General features: G+C 68.7%; 14 protein-coding genes. 9 read left to right on the top strand and 5 right to left on the bottom strand.

Annotated elements, in window-relative coordinates:
• Nucleotides 1-11: 11 nt before the first annotated feature.
• The 9 genes from U4012_RS23965 to U4012_RS23925 all read left to right on the top strand — a co-directional run bounded on the left by U4012_RS23965 (nucleotide 12) and on the right by U4012_RS23925 (nucleotide 10,544).
• Nucleotides 12-938 carry a 2-hydroxyacid dehydrogenase gene (locus tag U4012_RS23965; protein ID WP_044844274.1) on the top strand — a complete coding sequence of 309 codons (927 nt, stop codon included), beginning with the start codon at nucleotides 12-14 and terminating at the stop codon, nucleotides 936-938.
• A 160-nt stretch (nucleotides 939-1,098) separates the two neighbouring features.
• Nucleotides 1,099-2,499, top strand: a complete 1,401-nt coding sequence (locus U4012_RS23960; protein WP_321801967.1) for an aspartate aminotransferase family protein — start codon at nucleotides 1,099-1,101, stop codon at nucleotides 2,497-2,499.
• Nucleotides 2,500-2,585: 86 nt separating this feature from the next.
• On the top strand, nucleotides 2,586-3,077 hold the full coding sequence (locus tag U4012_RS23955; RefSeq protein WP_006749694.1) for an Lrp/AsnC family transcriptional regulator: 492 nt from the start codon (nucleotides 2,586-2,588) through the stop codon (nucleotides 3,075-3,077).
• Between the two features lie 97 nt (nucleotides 3,078-3,174).
• Nucleotides 3,175-4,647, top strand: coding sequence for an NAD-dependent succinate-semialdehyde dehydrogenase (locus U4012_RS23950; RefSeq protein WP_321801966.1), 1,473 nt, complete (start codon nucleotides 3,175-3,177; stop codon nucleotides 4,645-4,647).
• 202 nt (nucleotides 4,648-4,849) lie between these two features.
• Nucleotides 4,850-6,370 (top strand): GGDEF domain-containing protein, encoded by a 1,521-nt coding sequence (locus tag U4012_RS23945; protein ID WP_321801965.1) that lies wholly within the window; start codon nucleotides 4,850-4,852, stop codon nucleotides 6,368-6,370.
• Between the two features lie 239 nt (nucleotides 6,371-6,609).
• Nucleotides 6,610-8,568: a phosphatase PAP2 family protein gene (locus tag U4012_RS23940; protein ID WP_321801964.1), complete on the top strand. Its 1,959-nt coding sequence runs from the start codon at nucleotides 6,610-6,612 to the stop codon at nucleotides 8,566-8,568.
• 297 nt (nucleotides 8,569-8,865) lie between these two features.
• Entirely contained in the window at nucleotides 8,866-9,156 is a 291-nt protein-coding gene (locus U4012_RS23935; RefSeq protein ID WP_321801963.1) for a hypothetical protein, read from the top strand.
• Between the two features lie 193 nt (nucleotides 9,157-9,349).
• The gene (locus tag U4012_RS23930; protein WP_321801962.1) at nucleotides 9,350-10,201 is read left to right on the top strand and encodes an alpha/beta fold hydrolase; all 852 of its coding nucleotides are present in this window, start codon (nucleotides 9,350-9,352) and stop codon (nucleotides 10,199-10,201) included.
• A 172-nt stretch (nucleotides 10,202-10,373) separates the two neighbouring features.
• Complete coding sequence (locus U4012_RS23925; protein ID WP_185640854.1) at nucleotides 10,374-10,544, top strand: hypothetical protein; 171 nt, start codon at nucleotides 10,374-10,376, stop codon at nucleotides 10,542-10,544.
• Nucleotides 10,545-10,709: 165 nt separating this feature from the next.
• Here the strand turns inward: U4012_RS23925 and U4012_RS23920 are convergent, their stop codons facing one another.
• The 5 genes from U4012_RS23920 to xylA form a co-directional block, all read right to left on the bottom strand.
• The gene (locus U4012_RS23920) at nucleotides 10,710-11,909 is read right to left on the bottom strand and encodes a sugar ABC transporter permease (protein ID WP_321801961.1); all 1,200 of its coding nucleotides are present in this window, start codon (nucleotides 11,907-11,909) and stop codon (nucleotides 10,710-10,712) included.
• Nucleotides 11,906-13,465 (bottom strand): D-xylose ABC transporter ATP-binding protein, encoded by a 1,560-nt coding sequence (gene xylG / locus U4012_RS23915; RefSeq protein WP_321801960.1) that lies wholly within the window; start codon nucleotides 13,463-13,465, stop codon nucleotides 11,906-11,908. The genes U4012_RS23920 and xylG overlap by 4 nt, the downstream gene beginning before the upstream one ends.
• Nucleotides 13,466-13,549: 84 nt before the next feature.
• Nucleotides 13,550-14,578 (bottom strand): D-xylose ABC transporter substrate-binding protein, encoded by a 1,029-nt coding sequence (xylF, locus tag U4012_RS23910; RefSeq protein ID WP_321801959.1) that lies wholly within the window; start codon nucleotides 14,576-14,578, stop codon nucleotides 13,550-13,552.
• Nucleotides 14,579-14,711: 133 nt separating this feature from the next.
• A complete protein-coding gene (xylB, locus tag U4012_RS23905) occupies nucleotides 14,712-16,190 on the bottom strand; it encodes a xylulokinase (protein WP_321801958.1) in 1,479 nt (492 codons plus the stop codon).
• Nucleotides 16,191-16,194: 4 nt separating this feature from the next.
• On the bottom strand, nucleotides 16,195-17,517 hold the full coding sequence (xylA, locus tag U4012_RS23900; RefSeq protein ID WP_321801957.1) for a xylose isomerase: 1,323 nt from the start codon (nucleotides 17,515-17,517) through the stop codon (nucleotides 16,195-16,197).
• Nucleotides 17,518-17,615 lie beyond the last annotated feature (98 nt).

Genomic DNA, 17,615 nt, shown 5'->3' with positions numbered 1-17,615 from the left:
CGGCACGCGCGATGAGCTTTCTCTACAAGGCCGACCCGGTGCGCGGCGCGCAATGGGCGCAGCGCTTCGCGCAACAGGCGCCCGACCTCCCGTTCCGGATCTGGCCGGACCTCGGCGATCCTGAAACCGTCCGCTATCTCGCCGCCTGGCAGCCGCCCGACGATCCGGCCGCGCTGCTGCCGAATCTCGAGGTCGTGTTCTCCGTCGGCGCCGGCATCGACCAGTTCGACCTGTCGCGCGTGCCCGCGCACATCCCGGTCGTGCGGATGATCGAGCCGGGCATCGTCGAAGGGATGGTCGAGTACGTGACGCAGGCGGTGCTGACGATCCACCGCGACCTGTTCGACTACGCGACGCAGCAGCGCGCGCAGGTGTGGCGCGAGCGGCCGGTGCGCGCGGCCGCGTCGCGGCGCGTCGGCGTGCTCGGGCTCGGCACGCTCGGCCAGGCCGTGCTCGACACGCTGCGGCGCTTCGGCTTCCCGTGCGCCGGCTGGAGCCGCACGCCGCGCACGCTCGACGGCATCGACTGCTACGCGGGCGACGCGGCACTCGACGCGTTCCTCGCGCGCACCGACATCCTGATCTGCCTGCTCCCGCTCACCGACGGCACGCGCGGGCTGCTCGGCGCGCGCGTGTTCGACGCGCTGCCGGCCGGCGCGTCGCTCGTGCAGGTCGGGCGCGGCCCGCAGCTCGACGAGGCCGCGTTGCTCGCGGCGCTCGCGAGCGGCCGGCTCGACAGCGCGATCCTCGACGTGACGGACCCCGAGCCGTTGCCGGCCGGCCACCCGTTCTGGACGCACGCGCGTATCCGGATCACGCCGCACATCGCGAGCGCGACGCGGCCCGATACCGCGGTCGACGCCGTGCTCGCGAACCTCGCGCGCCACCGCGCGGGCCAGCCGATGATCGGCGTCGTCGATCGCGCGCGCGGCTACTGACGCGCGCGCCCGGCCCGGCGGGGCGCGCAGCAGAAAATGCCGAAGCGTCCCGTGCAAACACCGTTTTCATACGTTTCAGGGCGCAAATTGAAGACACGTGCGGATTTCTCGCCCGGTAGCATGAACTCACGCTGACACCCGACGAGAGTCCCTCCCCGCCATGAACCAAGCCGCGCTGATCGAAGCCGATCGTCAACACCTGATCCACCCCGTCGTCAATTACCGCGTGCACGAGGCGCGCGGCGTCACCGTGCTCGACTCCGCGAGCGGCGTGTTCCTGCGCGACGCCGACGGCCATACGCTGCTCGATGCGTTCTCGGGCCTGTGGTGCGTGAACGTCGGCTACGGCCGCGACAGCATCGTGAAGGCCGCCGCCGACCAGATGGCGAAGCTGCCCTACGCGACCGGCTATTTCCATTTCGGCTCGCAACCGGCGATCGAGCTGGCCGAGCGGCTCGCCGCGCTCGCGCCGCCTTCGCTGAACCGCGTGTACTTCACGCTCGGCGGCTCGGACGCGGTCGACTCCGCGGTGCGCTTCATCACGCACTATTTCAACGCGACCGGCCGCCCGTCGAAGAAGCACATGATCGCGCTCGAGCGCGGCTATCACGGCTCGTCGTCGATCGGCGCCGGCCTGACCGCGCTGCCGGCGTTCCACCGTCATTTCGACCTGCCGCGCGCGGACCAGCACCACATCCCGTCGCCCTACCCGTACCGCCATCCGCTCGGCGACGATCCGCAGGCGCTGATCGCCGCGTCGGTCGCCGCGCTGGAAGCGAAAGTCGCCGAACTCGGCGCGGACAACGTCGCCGCGTTCTTCTGCGAACCGGTGCAGGGTTCCGGCGGCGTGATCGTGCCGCCGGCCGGCTGGCTGAAGGCGATGCGCGACGCGTGCCGGCGCCTCGGCATCCTGTTCGTCGCCGACGAGGTGATCACCGGCTTCGGCCGCACGGGCCCGCTGTTCGCGTGCGAGACCGAACAGGTCGACCCGGACCTGATGACCGTCGCGAAGGGCCTGACCGCCGGCTACGCGCCGATGGGCGCGGTGCTGATGTCCGACGAAATCTACGAAGGCATCGCGGGCAGCCGCGCGGAGTCGGCCGCGGTCGGTCACGGGCATACGTATTCCGCGCATCCGGTCAGCGCGGCGATCGGCCTCGAGGTGCTGAAGCTCTATCACGAAGGCGGGCTGCTCGCGAACGGCCAGGCGCTGGCGCCGCGCTTCGCGGCGGGGCTCGATGCGCTGCGCGCGCATCCGCTCGTCGGCGACGCGCGTTCGGCCGGCCTGCTCGGCGCGCTCGAGCTGGTGGCCGACAAGGCGCACAAGACGCGCTTCGACCCGGCGCTGAACGTGCCGGACAAGATCGCGGCGGCCGCGTACGCGAACGGCGTGGTGTTTCGCGCGTTCGGCGACGGCGTGCTCGGTTTCGCGCCGGCGCTGAGCTTCACCGCGGGCGAGTTCGACCTGATGTTCGAACGCGTGCGCAACACGCTCGACGACGTGCTGGCCGACCCGGGCGTGCAGCGCGCGCTCGACGTCGCGCATGCGCAGCCGGCCTGACGGGCCGAGGGAAAGCCGGGCTTGTGGCGGCCATCGTTCGACTCTAAAGTAACCGGACATTCCATTTTTTCCCCTCTCACGTAACCATGACGGACAGCAAGCTGGATCGCATCGACCTGCGCATCCTCTCCCAGTTGCAGAAGCGCGGCCGCATGACCAACGTCGAGCTGGCCGATGCGGTCGGGCTGTCGCCGAGCCCGTGCCTGATCCGCGTGAAGCGGCTCGAGAAGGCCGGCTACATCGGCGGCTACGGCGCGCACATCCAGCTCGAGAAGCTCGGCGACGTGCAGGTCGTGTTCACCGAGGTCACGCTGGCCGACCACCGGCGCGAGGACTTCGACCGCTTCGTGGCGGCGATCCGCAACGTCGACGAGATCGTCGAATGCCACCTCGCGAGTGGCGGCTACGACTATCTGCTGAAGTTCATCACGCGCAGCGTGAGCCATTACCAGACGATCGTCGAAGGGCTGCTCGAGCAGAACATCGGCATCGAGAAGTATTTCAGTTACGTGATCATCAAGTCGCCGTTCGTCAAACGGCACTACCCGCTCGAATCGCTGTTCGGCGAACGGCACTGACCGCAGCACGCGGCACCCTTGAACGCGGCAGCCCGCTGTCCGCGCGGGGTCGTCGCGCGCCGGCGTCGCCGCCGAACCGCCTCACCAAGGACCTGTCATGCCGCTTACGCTGTCCCGCACCGAACTCGTTCGCGCCGCCAACCTGATCGACGGCACCTGGCGCGACGCGCTCGACGGCCGTCGCTTCGACGTCACCGATCCGGCGACGCTCGACCTCGTTGCCCACGCACCCGACAGCGGCACCGCCGACGCGCGCGCCGCGACCGACGCGGCCGCACGCGCGCTGCCCGGCTGGCGCGCGACGCCCGCGCGCGAACGCGCCGCGATCCTGCGCGCGTGGCACGCGGCGATCGTCGCGCACACCGACGATCTCGCGAAGCTGATGTCGCGCGAACAGGGCAAGCCGCTCGCCGAAGCGCGCGGCGAAGTTGCCTATGGCGCGTCGTACGTGCAGTGGTTCGCCGAGGAAGCGACGCGCACGTATGGCGACCTGATTCCGCAGCAGCAGCGCGGCAAGCGGTTGAGTGCGGTGAAGGAGCCGATCGGCATCGTCGCCGCGATCACGCCGTGGAATTTCCCGCTCGCGATGATCGCGCGCAAGATCGCGCCCGCGCTCGCGGCCGGCTGCACGGTTGTCGCGAAGCCGGCGGAGGACACGCCGCTCACCGCGCTCGCGCTGGCCTTCCTCGCGCAGGAAGCCGGCGTGCCGCCCGGCGTGCTGAACCTGATCGCCGCGTCGCGCGAACGCGGCATCGACGCGGTGGCCGACTGGCTCGCCGACGGCCGCGTGCGCAAGATCACGTTCACCGGCTCGACGCCCGTCGGCAAGCTGCTCGCGCGCGAGTCGGCCGCGACGCTGAAGAAGCTGTCGCTGGAGCTCGGCGGCAATGCGCCGTTCATCGTGTTCGACGATGCCGAGCTCGACGCCGCGGTCGACGGGCTGATGGCCGCCAAGTTCCGCAACGGCGGCCAGACCTGCGTGTCGCCGAACCGCGTGTACGTGCAGGCCGGCGTCTACGAGGCTTTCGCCGCGAAGCTCGCCGCGCGCGTTGCCGCGCTGAAGGTTGCGCCTGCAACCGACCCGGCCGCGCAGATCGGCCCGATGATCAACGCGCGCGCGGTCGACAAGATCGCGCGCCACGTCGGCGACGCGATCGAGCGCGGCGCGCGCGTGCTGACGGGCGGCACGCGCCTGACAGAACTCGGGCCGCACTACTACGCGCCGACGGTGCTCGCCGACGCAACCGCCGACATGCAGCTGACCTGCGAGGAAACCTTCGGCCCGGTCGCCGCGCTGTTCCGGTTCGATACCGAGGACGAAGCCGTCGATGCCGCGAACGACACGCCGTTCGGGCTTGCCGCGTATTTCTACACGCAGGACGTGCGGCGCATCGCGCGCGTGTCGGCGCGGCTCGAAACCGGCATCGTCGGGATCAACGAAGGCGCGCTCGCGAGCGAGGCCGCACCGTTCGGCGGCGTGAAGGAATCGGGCTACGGCCGCGAAGGCTCGCGCTACGGGCTCGACGACTATCTGTCGATCAAGTACCTGTGCCAGGGCGGGCTCGACTGATCCCGCGCCGATCGCATGCAGCCGCCCGGCGCCGCCGCGGCTGCATGCCCGTTGCGCGGTGCGCCGCTGCCGCACACGTTTGCGGCGCCGGGTGCGGCGATCTCGGCGCGAATCGACCTCGATTTCCGGGCATACTTGCCGTTAACCCGGATTTGACCCGCGCCGCTGCAGACGCAGCGAGCTTCCCGCACGAGCGCCAGCCATGCCTGCACCCACTTCGATCGAGAAAATTGCCGACTGGGCCGGCCGCAATTACTTGATCGTCGGCGTGCTGGGCACGCTGATGTCGCTGGCGGCGCTCGGCATCAGCGCGGCCACGCTGTGGGCCGCACGCAGCGAAGTGGTCGAACATGCGCACGAGACGTCGCGCAACGTCGCCGCCGTCCTGGTCAGCGAGATCGGGCGCACCGTCGAAACGTCCAACAATGCGCTCGTCGCACTCGCCGCCAACCTCCGCAACCCCGCGGTCGCGCGCATCGACACCGGGCTGCGTCACGACGTGCTGTTCGAGCGCACGACCGCGCAATACATGACCGGCATGGGCGTGACGAACCGCGACGGCCGGCAGATCGACGGATGCTGCGGCCCGCTCCACAACTGGGATTTCAGCGATCGCGACTACTTCAAGGTTCATCGCGATGCGCACAACGTCGGCCTTTACGTGTCCGAGGCGTATAGCGCACGTTCGCGCGGCGGCACGAGATCCATCGCGCTGTCGCGGCGCATCGAACGGCCGGATCACTCGTTCGACGGCATCGTGGTGGTCGCGATCGACCTCGCCTACTTCGATCACCTGCTGTCGCGCCTGAACGTCGGACCGCACGGCGTCAGCGCGATCCTGCGCGCGGACGGCACGATCCTCGCGAGAAACCCGCCGTTGAGCGATCAGCAGATCAGCCGGCTGCGCCGCACGAAGTCGTTCGCGCAGATGCTGAGCCGCGACTCGGGCTTCTATGCGGCGCGCTCGAGCATCGACGGCGTCGCGCGGCTTTATACGTACCAGCACGTGCCCGGCACGCCGTTGATCGCGGTCGTGGCCCCGGCCGAGGGCGACGTGCTGGCCGGCATCACGCGCCTGACGTGGACGGTCGGCGTGTCGGCGTCCGTCATCGGCGCGCTGTTCTGCGCGGTGGTGTGGCTGCTCGCGTTCGCGCTGCGCGACAACCTGCGCAAGCAGACGCTGCTCACCGACCAGACACGCACCGATCCGCTGACGGGCCTGCACAACCGCCGCGCGCTCGATGCCGCGCTCGCCGACGAATGGGCGCGGCTGCAGCGCGGCAGCGGCGGCAGCCTGTCGGTGCTGTTCATCGACGCCGACCACTTCAAGCAATACAACGACCGCTACGGCCATGCGCAAGGCGACACGGCGCTGCGCTTTCTCGCCGAATGCATCCGCGCGAACGTGCGGCGGCGCGGCGACATCGCGGCACGCTACGGCGGCGAGGAATTCGTCGCGGTGCTGCCCGATACGGACGAAAGCGGCGCCGCGGAAGTCGCGGAAGCGATCCGGTGCGCGGTCGAACACAGCCGGCTCGACGGCTTCGATGCAACGATTCCGCCGTTCACGGTCAGCATCGGCTGCGCGACCGGCCATCGCGCGCACCCGCGGACCGTGCATGCGCTGTCGCATCAGGCGGACCTCGCGCTCTATGCGGCCAAGCGGCACGGCAGAAACCGCGTGTGCCGCGCCGACGCGGATTCGGCCGCCGAGGCGGCGTGATCGCGCCGGTTATCGTCGTCGTTCCGGGGAACACCAGTCCGGCCGGACGCACGCATGGCCGGCGCGTTGCGATGCGCTGCCGATGGCCGGCTCGCCTCGTCCATCACGTTCAGTATCACGAATTCACCAAATAGTGAGCATTCGCGCGCTTCGACCGCGCCCCGCAACAAATCCTTAACGGCTGCGTCACGATCGCCCACGACAATCCGCCATCTTCAACACACCGGATGGAGTTTTGCATGTTTGCGTCACGAAGCCGTTTCCCGCTGCACGTCGCAGCGCTGTCGAGTGCGATCGTTCTCGCCGCGTGCGGCGGCGGCGACGATGTCGCGTCGACCACCCCGACCAGCGCGGCCATGCCGGCGCCGCCGGCCGACCCCGGCTTCGTCGACAGCGCACCCGTGCCGAGCGTGCCGGCCTTCGTCGACAACATCGCGACCAACCAGCGCGGCGACGCGCGCTATGCGACGCTGTCGACCAACGCCGCGGTACGCGTGGTGAGCCGCTTCCTCGACCTGTGGCAGCCGTCGACGATGCTCGTCGACGCGGGCGTGACCGCGGCCGCGAACGGCGCGTTTCCGGCGATCTCGCCGTCGACCTGCTCGGGCCTGCCCGGCAGCGGCACGCCGTGCGGCACGATCCTGAACGACACGGTGCTGGCAGCCAATGTTCAATACGTGGTCAACGCAACGACCGCGCGCACGCAACAGCAGGCCGATGCCGCCTACTTCGACGACCGGCGCGGCAAGGGTTACAGCGTGACCGACGGCATGGGCCCGCTCACCGACGTGTGGCGCACGGCCGCGCAGCAGACGACCAGCATCACCAGCGTGCCCGCCGACGCCACCACGGTGCTGTACAACGACAGCGGCAACAACGTCGGCGTCGGCAGCAGCGCCAACGCGAACTTCGGGAAAGTCGTCGACCTGCTCAACGAAATGGGCAACAACGCGTCGACCGAACCGTCGAAGCGCTTCTACAAGTACGCACGGCCGTACCGCTGGAGCGCGAGCGTGGTCGTCGCGCCGACGCTCGTGCCGGCGGAAAGCACGACGCCCGCGACCGACGGCGGCTTCATCAGCGGTCACACGGCCGAAGCGATGCGCGACGCGATGACGATGGCGTGGCTCGTGCCGGAGCGCTTCCAGGAGATGGTCAGCCGCGGCCTCGAACTGGGCGAGAACCGGATCCTCGCCGGCATGCACTCGCCGCTCGACGTGATCGGCGGCCGCATGCTCGCGCTGGCCATCAGCGCGGCGAACCTCACCGCGTACGCGAGCGACGCGCAGGCCGCGTACGGTCAGGCTCACCAGGCGCTTCAGCAACTCACGGGGACGACCGGCGCAACCTTCGCCGCGTTCGCGCATTCGGGCACGACGGCCACCGACCGGTTCGCCGATTACGCGACCAACAAGGCCGCTTTCACGCGCCGCATGACGTTCGGCTTCGGCGCGATCGAATCGACCGATGCACCGCCCGTCGTGCCGAAGGGCGCGGAGGTGCTGCTGCAGACGCGCTTCCCGTACCTGAGCGCCGACCAGCGGCGCGTCGTGCTGAAGACCACCGAAGTGCAGTCCGGCTATCCGGTGATGGACGATGCGGAAGGCTGGGGCCGCCTGAACCTGTTCGCCGCGGGCGACGGCTACGGCGCGTTCAACGGCAACGTGATCGTGTCGATGGATGCGTCGCAGGGCGGGCTCAATGCGGCCGACCAGTGGCGCAACGACATCGCGGGCGCGGGCAAGCTGACGCTGCAAGGCACCGGCACGCTGACGCTGGCGGGCGACAACCGCTATACGGGCGGCACGCAGGTCAGCGGCGGCACGCTCGCCGCGGCATCGGCAAGCGCGTTCGGCACCGGCGACGTGTACGTCGGCGCCGGCGGCAGCGTGAAGATCGCGGCCAGCGCACCCGTCACGATCGCGACGCGCTACACGCAGCTCGACAACACGACGCTCGAACTAGACATCGACGGCAACGGCGGCGGGCGCCTGCGCGTGGGCGGCCCGTTCACCGTCGCCGGCGGCACGCTGCACGTGAAGTTCGTGAACGGCTATGCGCCGAAGGCCGGCGACACGATCGCGCTGATCGACGGCGCGGCGGCTTCCGCGAAGTTCTCGACGGTGACGGTCGACGGGTTCAAGGCGACGCCGGTTTATACGGCGACGGGGGTATCGGTCAGGTTGTCGGCGTCGTAACCGGCAGCGGCCGTCGGGTCACGCCGGGCGCACCGCGTAGCCTGTTTGCGTCGATCACTAACGCGTTTCAGTTCGATTCGGTTTGCCGTCGGCCGTCCCGTCGGCGGCAAACCGCCATTCTGCTTCGAAGGTCTCGTTTCTCGGTCGTCTAGGTCCGAGTGCATGTGTCCACCCGGACACTCAGCATGAGCTTTCGCACAGATAATGACAAATTTCACATACTTTTCGCGCAGCAGATTCGCTAGGATCATTTCCCTGCTTTTCCGATTCATATTTTCTCGCAGGGAATGGCGAAAAATGAAGAAACCTGTCCGACGCGCAATCATGGCATTTGCGCTTTTGATAAATGCGCAGCTTTCGCACGGTCAAGCCATTGCGGCTGACACGCCGCAATCCGATGGCGCTCTGCCCGTGACGCTACCTCAACCGGATTACGCTTCGCAGCGCGTGAAAGTCCGTTTGTCGAGCGCAGAAACGACGCTCGTCCTTCCGTGGTTCGTGGAGGAACTGATCGCGACAATCGACACCAGCCATTCATTGAATGAAGCAGCCAGTGATTATGCAGGGCGTTTAAAGCGTGGTCTTTAATCAATAGTCCGTTACCAAACCTGACGGTAACCAGACGCCAGAACGCCCGCTGCGCCGCATCGGGCATTTTCTGTTTCAGCGCGTACGACGGACATCCGCCATATTTTGAATTGTCGACGGGTCCTATAAGCCATTAACCGTCGGCATGCTTGCCCGGCGTTGATGCCGGCACCTTTTCATCAGGAGGTAGCGCATGAACCGCATACCGGACGAATCGACCGCGTTCCGGATCGGTGCTCGCCGCGTTCGAACGATGCAGCTGGACGGCGGCATCCTGGCCGCACAGGTGGGTAGCGAACCGCCCGCGGTCATCGTACTGAACGGCGGACAAGCCTTCGTCTCGAAGACGACCAAGCGCCGGCTGCGGCGCGACCTGCTCCGCGTCGCCGGTATCTTGCCGCCCGACACGCCATTCGTCCTGCTCGGGTATCCTGACAAGCCCGGTGCGCAATACCGAATCGCCGACATCGTCGAGCATCTCGCGCGCGGCATCGCCGCGCATTGGCAGTGCACGACGCTCATCGGCATCTCGTTCGGCGGCGTCGTGGCGGCGCGCCTCGCGGCCGCCCACCCGGAACGCGTCTCGCGACTCGGGCTGGTGTCGAGCGCGCATCGCCTTGCCCCGAAAGGCTACCGGCTCATCGAGCAGCAAATCGTGCATACGACCCGCTCCGATTTCGTCCGTCTGCTCGAAACGATGTCCGGATGCTTCCGCGCCAGCTGGCGCAACATGCTCCTGCGCGCGGCGCTGTTCAGTCGACGCCGCCACGTCGCGTCATCGGTCAACGAACGACACGTCATCGTCCGCACGCTGCGCGCATTGCGTGACGATGCACGCGACGATACGCCGTGGCCGCGGCGGATCCGCGCGGATACGTTGATCGTCGGCGGCGCCGACGACCCGATCTTCGCCGACGCGGCGCTCGAAACTTCCGCGTGGGTGCCGTCGGTGACCCATCATGCGCTGCCAGGCGAAGGGCACATGGTGATGATCGAGCGCAGGAAGCAGGTTGCGCGACTCGTTCGGACTTGGCTCGCCGCGTGATCCTGATGTTCGCGTCCGAATAGACGCCTGCGCACAATCGATCCCTGAGATCTGGCGCACGACGCGGCCGCACCGGGTACGAAATATGCGCACATCCCGGATTGCCGGTTGCCCGGCAGATATTGCAACGCAGGCAACCGGCGTCATGACCCACAATTACAGGAGAAAAGTGATGACCCTGCTTATCTACCTGCTCGGATGGATCGTTTTCATCGCCGGCGTGGCATGGGGCCTGATGACGCTGCATGTGTCGCAGCACATCATCGAGATCGTCGCCGTCATTCTGTTCGGCATCGCGGTAATCACGGGCGCGACGCGCGCGCGCCATCGCGACCGCACGTAGTCGCGGAACGGGCGCCGGATTCCGCTGCATTCAGGCGTCGCGCAGGTCAACGGCCCGTCGCCGGACGCCCGCGCGGGTTATCCGTACTACCCGCGGCGGCGCTTCGTGCCGCCGCCGCGGGCGTGCGTCGATTTCATCGAGGCGCAGGCGCGGTAGAACGCCGCCTCAGCGCCGGTTCGAGCGCGACACCACGTCGATCCACACGGCCAGCACCAGCACCGCGCCCTTGACGATCATCTGCCAGTACGCGTCGACGTCGAGCATCGACATCCCGTTGTCGAGGCTCGCCATCACGAGCGCGCCGATCAGCGCGCCGTAGACGGTGCCCGACCCGCCGCGCATCGACGTGCCGCCGATGAAGCACGCGGCGATCGCGTCGAGTTCGCCCATCGTGCCGGCCGACGGCGAGCCGGCCGCGAGCCGCGCGGTGTTGACGATGCCCGCGAACGCGCACATCAGCCCCATCAGCGCGAAGATCGCGAGCTTCACGCGATCGGTGTCGACGCCCGACAGCCGCGTCGCCTCCAGGTTCGAACCCACTGCATAGATGCGCCGGCCGAACACGGTCTGCGTCGCGATCCACGAGAACGCGCCGAGCAGCGCGAGCAGCAGCAGCACCGGCACCGGAATGCCGCCGTAGCGGTCGAGCGTCGCGACGAACGCGAACAGCACGGCCCCGGCGCCGACGACCTTCGCGACGTCCTGCCACAGCGGCGCGACGGCGAGCCGGTAGCGGTGCCGCGTGGCGCGCTGCCGCAGCACCAGCAGCGCGACGAGCGCGAACAGCAGCACCGCGAGGCCGTCGCCGGCCGCGCGCGGCAGATAGCCCTGGCCGATGAACACGAAGCCGTCGGACACCGGCGCGATCGTAGAGCCGCCCGTCACGCCGAGCAGGATCCCGCGGAACGCGAGCATCCCGCCCAGCCCGACGATGAACGACGGCACGCGCCGGTAGGTCGACCACCAGCCGTTGAACAGCCCGACCAGCACGCCGAGCGCGAGCACCGCCGGCACCGTCACGGCGACCGGCCAGTGCCGATTGACGTCGAGGATCGCCGCGACACCGCCGAGCAGCCCGAGCAGCGAGCCGACCGACAGGTCGATCTCGCCCGCGATGATCGCGAACACCATGCCGCACGCGAGCATCCCGGTGATCGACATCTGCCGCAGCAGGTTCGACACGTTGCGCGGCGTGACGAACGCGCCGTCGGTCAGCACCGAGAAGAACACCCAGATCGCCGCGACCGCGAACAGCAGCGCGAGGACCTTGTAGCGCACGAACACCTGGCGCAGCGGATGGCCGTGCGTGCGACGCGCGTCGGCGCCCGGCGGCACGGCGGGAGAAGAAGAAAGTTCGGTATTCATGACGCACTCGCTGCAATGGGTTCGGACGGCTGCCGCGCGGGTTTCAGCGCGGCGCCGAGGATCTGTTCCTGCGTGAGACCGTCGTTGACGAAATCGCCGCGCAGCTCGCCTTCGCCGATCACCAGCACACGATCGGCGAGCCCGAGCACTTCCGGCAGCTCCGACGACACGACGATCAGCGCGACGCCGCGTTTCGCGAGCGCGAAGATCAGCCGGTAGATCTCGGCCTTCGCGCCGACGTCGACGCCGCGCGTCGGTTCGTCGAGGATCAGCACCTGCGGGTCGGCCAGCAGCATCCGCGCGAGCACGGCCTTCTGCTGGTTGCCCCCGGACAGGCTCGCGATCGGCAGGAACGGGTGTGCCGCGCGCACCGACAGCCGCTGCATCTCGGTGCGGATCGCATCGAGTTCGGCGGCCGCGTCGATCCGCCCGCGCGCGGCGAAACGGCGCAGCACCGACAGCGTGATGTTGTGGCCGACACCGAGTTGCGGCACGATCCCGTGGCGCTTGCGATCCTCCGGCACCATCGCGATGCCCGCGCGGATCGCATCGGCCGGCGAGCGGATCGCGAGCGGCTGGCCGTTCATCCGCACGGTCGCCGTGCTCGCCCCCGGATACGCGCCGAAGATCGCCTGCATCAACTCGGTGCGACCCGCGCCGACGAGCCCGGCGACGCCGAGGATCTCGCCGCGCCGCACGCTGAACGACACGTCGTCCACGCGCTTGCGGCGCGGGTTCGTCACGTCGTGACAGGTCACGTTGCGCGCCTCCAGCACGACGTCGCCGATCTCGTGCGGCTCGCGCGGATACAGGTTGCGAATCTCGCGGCCGACCATCATCGCGATGATCCGGTCGGTGGTCAGCGCATGCATCGGCTCGGTCGCGACATGGCGGCCGTCGCGGATCACGGTCACCGTGTCGCACACTGCGTCGACTTCGTCGAGCTTGTGCGAGATGTATACGCACGCGACGCCGCGGCGCTTCAGGTCGCGCACGATGTCGAGCAGGATGCGCGTCTCGGCGGCACTCAGCGACGACGACGGCTCGTCGAGGATCAGCAGCTTCGCGCGCTTGTTCAGCGCCTTCGCGATCTCGATCAGCTGCTGATGGCCGCCGCCGTAGTTCATCACCGGCTGCGCGACGTTGATCGCGTCGATCCGCAGCTCGCGCAGCAGCGCTTCCGAACGCCGCACCATCTCCGCATAGTGCATGCGCCCGCCGGGCAGCGTGATCTCGTTGCCGAGGAAGATGTTCTCGGCGACCGACAGCTCGGGCACCAGCATCAGTTCCTGGTGGATGATCACGATGCCCGCGCGTTCGGTGTCGCGCACGCCGGACGCCGCGAGCGGCGCGCCTTCCCAGCGGATCTCGCCGTCCCACGTGCCGTGCGGGTAGACGCCCGACAGCACTTTCATCAGCGTCGACTTGCCGGCGCCGTTCTCGCCGCACAGGCCGACGCACTCGCCGGGGCGCACGGTCAGGTCGATGCCGTCGAGCGCCTTCACGCCGTCGAATGCCTTGACGATGCCGCGCATCGTCAGCAAGGGTTCGGTCATACGTTCATTGCCTCGCAGTGCGCACGCGGCCGGACCATGTGCGGCCGCATCTCGCCGGCCGCGTGCATCATGCCCATCGAGCGGTTACTGGCTCGCGAGCTGGGCCTGGGTGTAGAAGCCGTCCTTCACGACGACGTCGACGTTGCGCTTGGTCAGGAGCGTCGGCTGCAGCAGCACCGTGTCGACCTTCATCTTGCCGTTGTCGTATTGCGCGTTGAACGCGGGCTTCGCACCCTTCGCGAGATCGACCGCGAGCTTCGCGGCTTCGCTCGCGATCAGCTTCAGCGGCTTGTAGACGGTCATCGTCTGCGTGCCGGCGATCACGCGCTTGACGGCCGCGAGGTCCGCATCCTGCCCGGACACGGGCACCTTGCCGGCCAGGTGCTGCGCGGCGAGCGCCTGGATCGCGCCTCCCGCGGTGCCGTCGTTCGACGCGACGATCGCGTCGATCTTGTTGTTGTTCGCGGTCAGCGCGTCCTCGACGATCCGCAGCGCGGTCGATGCGCTCCACTCCGGCACCCACTGCTGGCCGACGACCTTGATGTCGCCGCGGTCGATCGCCGGCTTCAGCACCTTCAGCTGGCCCTCGCGCAGCATCTTCGCGTTGTTGTCGGTCGGCGCGCCGCCGAGCAGGAAATAATTGCCCTTCGGCTTCGCGTCGAACACGCCCTGCGCCTGCAGCTCGCCGACCTTCTGGTTGTCGAACGAGATGTACGCGTCGACATCCGCGTCGAGGATCAGGCGGTCGTACGACACGACCTTGATGCCGGCCTTGCGCGCTTCGGCGACGACGTTGCCGAGCGTCTTCGAATTGAACGGCACGATCACGATCACGTCGACGCCGCGCGAGATCAGGTTCTCGATCTGCGAGATCTGCCGCGCCTCGCTCGCGTCGGCCGACTGTACGGATACCTTGGCGCCGAGCTTCGTCGCGGCCGCGACGAAATAGTCGCGATCGCGCGACCAGCGCTCGACGCGCAGGTCGTCGATGCAGAAGCCGATCTCGGGCTTGTCCTTGCTCGCATGCGCGAGCGGCGCGCCCAGCGCGAACATCGCCAGCGCAGCGGCGCCGGCAAGCGAACTCAATACGGTACGACGCGTCACGGATTTCATTGTCTCCACTCCTTGTTATCAAACTTGTCGAACAACCTCACGAACATCGGGCGGGCGCATGAGTGCGCCGCCCGCATCGAGTCCTCGCAACGCGCGGCATCGTGCGATGCGAACCGCACGCGCCATCCGCGCGTCACGCGCCCGTCGCGAACACCGGTTCGAGCGCGCGATAAAGCGCACGAAACGTCGGCCGCCGCATGTCGCGATACCACGCGTGCCGCGCGAGATCGGGCTCGCGCACCGCGACGACCGGCGGTTGCGGGCACACGTCGCCGAGCGGCGTATCCGGTTCGAGCGCGAGGCGAGCAAGGCGCGCGGCACCGAGCGCCGGACCGACCTCGCCACCCGCGCGCAGCGTCAGCGCGCGTCCGCTCAGGTCGGCGAGCATCTGCGTCCAGTAAGCACTGCGCGAGCCGCCGCCGATCACCGTGATGCCGGCGGGTTCGAGCCCGGCCGCATGCAGCGCATCGATGCCGTCGACCAGCGCGAAGCCGACGCCTTCGAGCGTCGCGTTCGCGAGATCCGCGCGCTGCGTGTCGGGCGTGAGCCCGTAGAACACGCCCTTCGCATTCACGTCGTTGTGCGGCGTGCGCTCGCCGCTCAGGTAAGGCAGGAACCACGGACGGGTCGCGCGCGCGTTCGCCTCGGCATCGGCGAGCAGCGCCGCGACGCCGTCGTAACCGGTCAGTTGCGCGGTGAAGTCGACGCAGCCGGCCGCGTTCAGCATCACCGACATCAGGTGCCACGTATCGGGCAGCGCATGACAGAAGCTGTGCACCGCCGATTCGGGGTTGGCGCGAAACCCGTCCGACACCGCGAAATACACGCCCGACGTGCCGAGCGACAGCATTGCATCGCCGGGCCGCACGATCCCCACGCCGACCGCGCCGGCCGCGTTGTCGCCGCCGCCGGCCACCACCGGGATCTCGCGCAGCCCGAGTGCGCGCGCGACGGCCGGCAGCAGCGTGCCCGTCACGCGGTTGCCCTCGAACACCACCGGCATCTGCGCGCGCGACAACCCGCACGCGGCGAGCAGCGTGTCGTCGTAGTCGCGCTTCGCGACGTCGAGCCACAACGTGCCGGCGGCATCCGACGGATCGGTTGCGAACGCACCGGTCAGCCGGTAGCGCAGATAATCCTTCGGCAGCAGCACGTGCGCGATGCGTGCGAACACATCGGGCTCGTGCCGGCGCACCCACAGCAGCTTCGGTGCGGTGAAGCCCGGCATCGCGACGTTGCCTGCCACCGTGCGCAGCGCGGGCGCGAGCCGCTCGAGTTCCGCGCACTCCGCATCGGCGCGGCCGTCGTTCCACAGGATCGCGGGGCGCAGTACGTCGCCATGCGCGTCGAGCAGCGTCGCGCCGTGCATCTGGCCGGTGAGCCCGAGTGCGGCGATGTCGCGCGGATCGATGCCGCCCGCGCTGGCATCGGCGACGACCGCGGCGAGCGCGCCGCAGGCGGCGTCCCACCAGTCGTGCGGCGCCTGTTCCGACCAGCGCGGCCGCGGCCGGCTCACCGCCAACGGGTGGCTCGCGCTTGCCCGCACCGCACCGTCGCGATCGAGCAGCACCGCCTTCACGCCCGACGTGCCGAGATCGAGTCCGAGATACATGGCGTCAGCGCAGCCCGTAGATTGCCTGGTTCACGATGTTCTCGAGCCGCTCCTGCGCGCCGCTCGCGTGCCGCGGGTCCACGCCGCGCGCGAGCGCGTCGTCCGCGAGCGACTGCAGCGTGTAACCGCCCGACAGGATCTTGCGGCCGAACGCGTCGTCCCACTGCGCGTAGCGCTGCCGGCGCAGCGCGTCGAGCCGGTCGTTCTCGACCAGCACCGCCGCGCGTTCGAGCGCGAGCGCGAGCACGTCGATCGCGCCGACATGGCCGTAGAACAGGTCTTCCGGATCGACGCTCTGGCGCCGCACCTTCGCGTCGAAGTTCATCCCGCCGGTCGTGAAGCCGCCGTGGCGGAGGATCTCGTAGAACGCGAGCGTCAGCTCCTCGACGCTGTTCGGGAACTGGTCGGTGTCCCAGCCGTTCTGCGGATCGCCACGGTTCGCGTCGACGCTGCCGAACACGCCGAGCGCGAACGCGTTCGCGATTTCGTGATGGAACGAATGACCGGCGAGCGTCGCGTGGTTCGCCTCGATGTTCACGCGGATCTCGTTCTGCAGTCCATACTGCACGAGAAAGCCGTGCACGGTCGCGACGTCGTAGTCGTACTGGTGCTTGGTCGGCTCCTGCGGCTTCGGCTCGATCAGCAGCGCGCCCGTGAAGCCGATCCGGTGCTTGTGCTCGACCACCATCGACAGGAAGCGCGCGAACTGCTCGCGCTCGCGCTTCAGGTCGGTATTGAGCAGCGTCTCGTAGCCTTCCCGGCCGCCCCACAGCACGTAGTTCTCGCCGCCGAGCCGGTGCGTCGCGTCGAGCGCGTGGCACACCTGGGTCGCGGCCCACGCGAATACGTCCGGGTTCGGGTTCGTCGCGGCGCCCGCCGCGAAGCGCGGGTGCGAGAACAGGTTCGCGGTGCCCCACAGCAGCCGCACGCCGCTCGCCTTCTGGCGCTCGCCGAGATAGTCGACCATCCGCGCGAAATTGGCCGCGTATTCGCGCAGGGTGTCGCCTTCCGGCGCGACGTCGGTGTCGTGGAACGTATAGAAAGGCGTGCCGAGCTTCGTGAAGAACTCGAATGCCGCGTCCGCCTTCATGCGCGCACGTTCGAGCGCGTCGCCAGGCTGCTGCCACGGCCGCTGGAACGCGCCCTGCCCGAAGATGTCGTGCCCCGGCCACACGAACGTATGCCAGTAGCAGACGGCAATCCGCAGATGCTCGGCGAGCGTCTTGCCGAGCACGCGCTTCTCGGCGTCGTAATGGTGGTAAGCCAGCGGATTGTCCGACTGCGGGCCTTCGTAGCGAATCGCGGGAATGTGTTCGAAATACGACATGGCGTCTCCGTGCAGGGTCTTGTTGCGGCGCAACGCGCGTCGCGACGACGACGCACGCGGCCGAATCCGGTTGGCTGGATCGTGCCCGCGCGCCTGCC

Origin of the sequence: Burkholderia sp. BCC1988 (assembly GCF_905339895.1) — a bacterium.
Classification (GTDB): Bacteria; Pseudomonadota; Gammaproteobacteria; order Burkholderiales; family Burkholderiaceae; genus Burkholderia.
The sequence above is the reverse complement of the archived record's forward strand: the minus strand, read 5'-3'. Positions and strand labels throughout refer to the sequence as shown.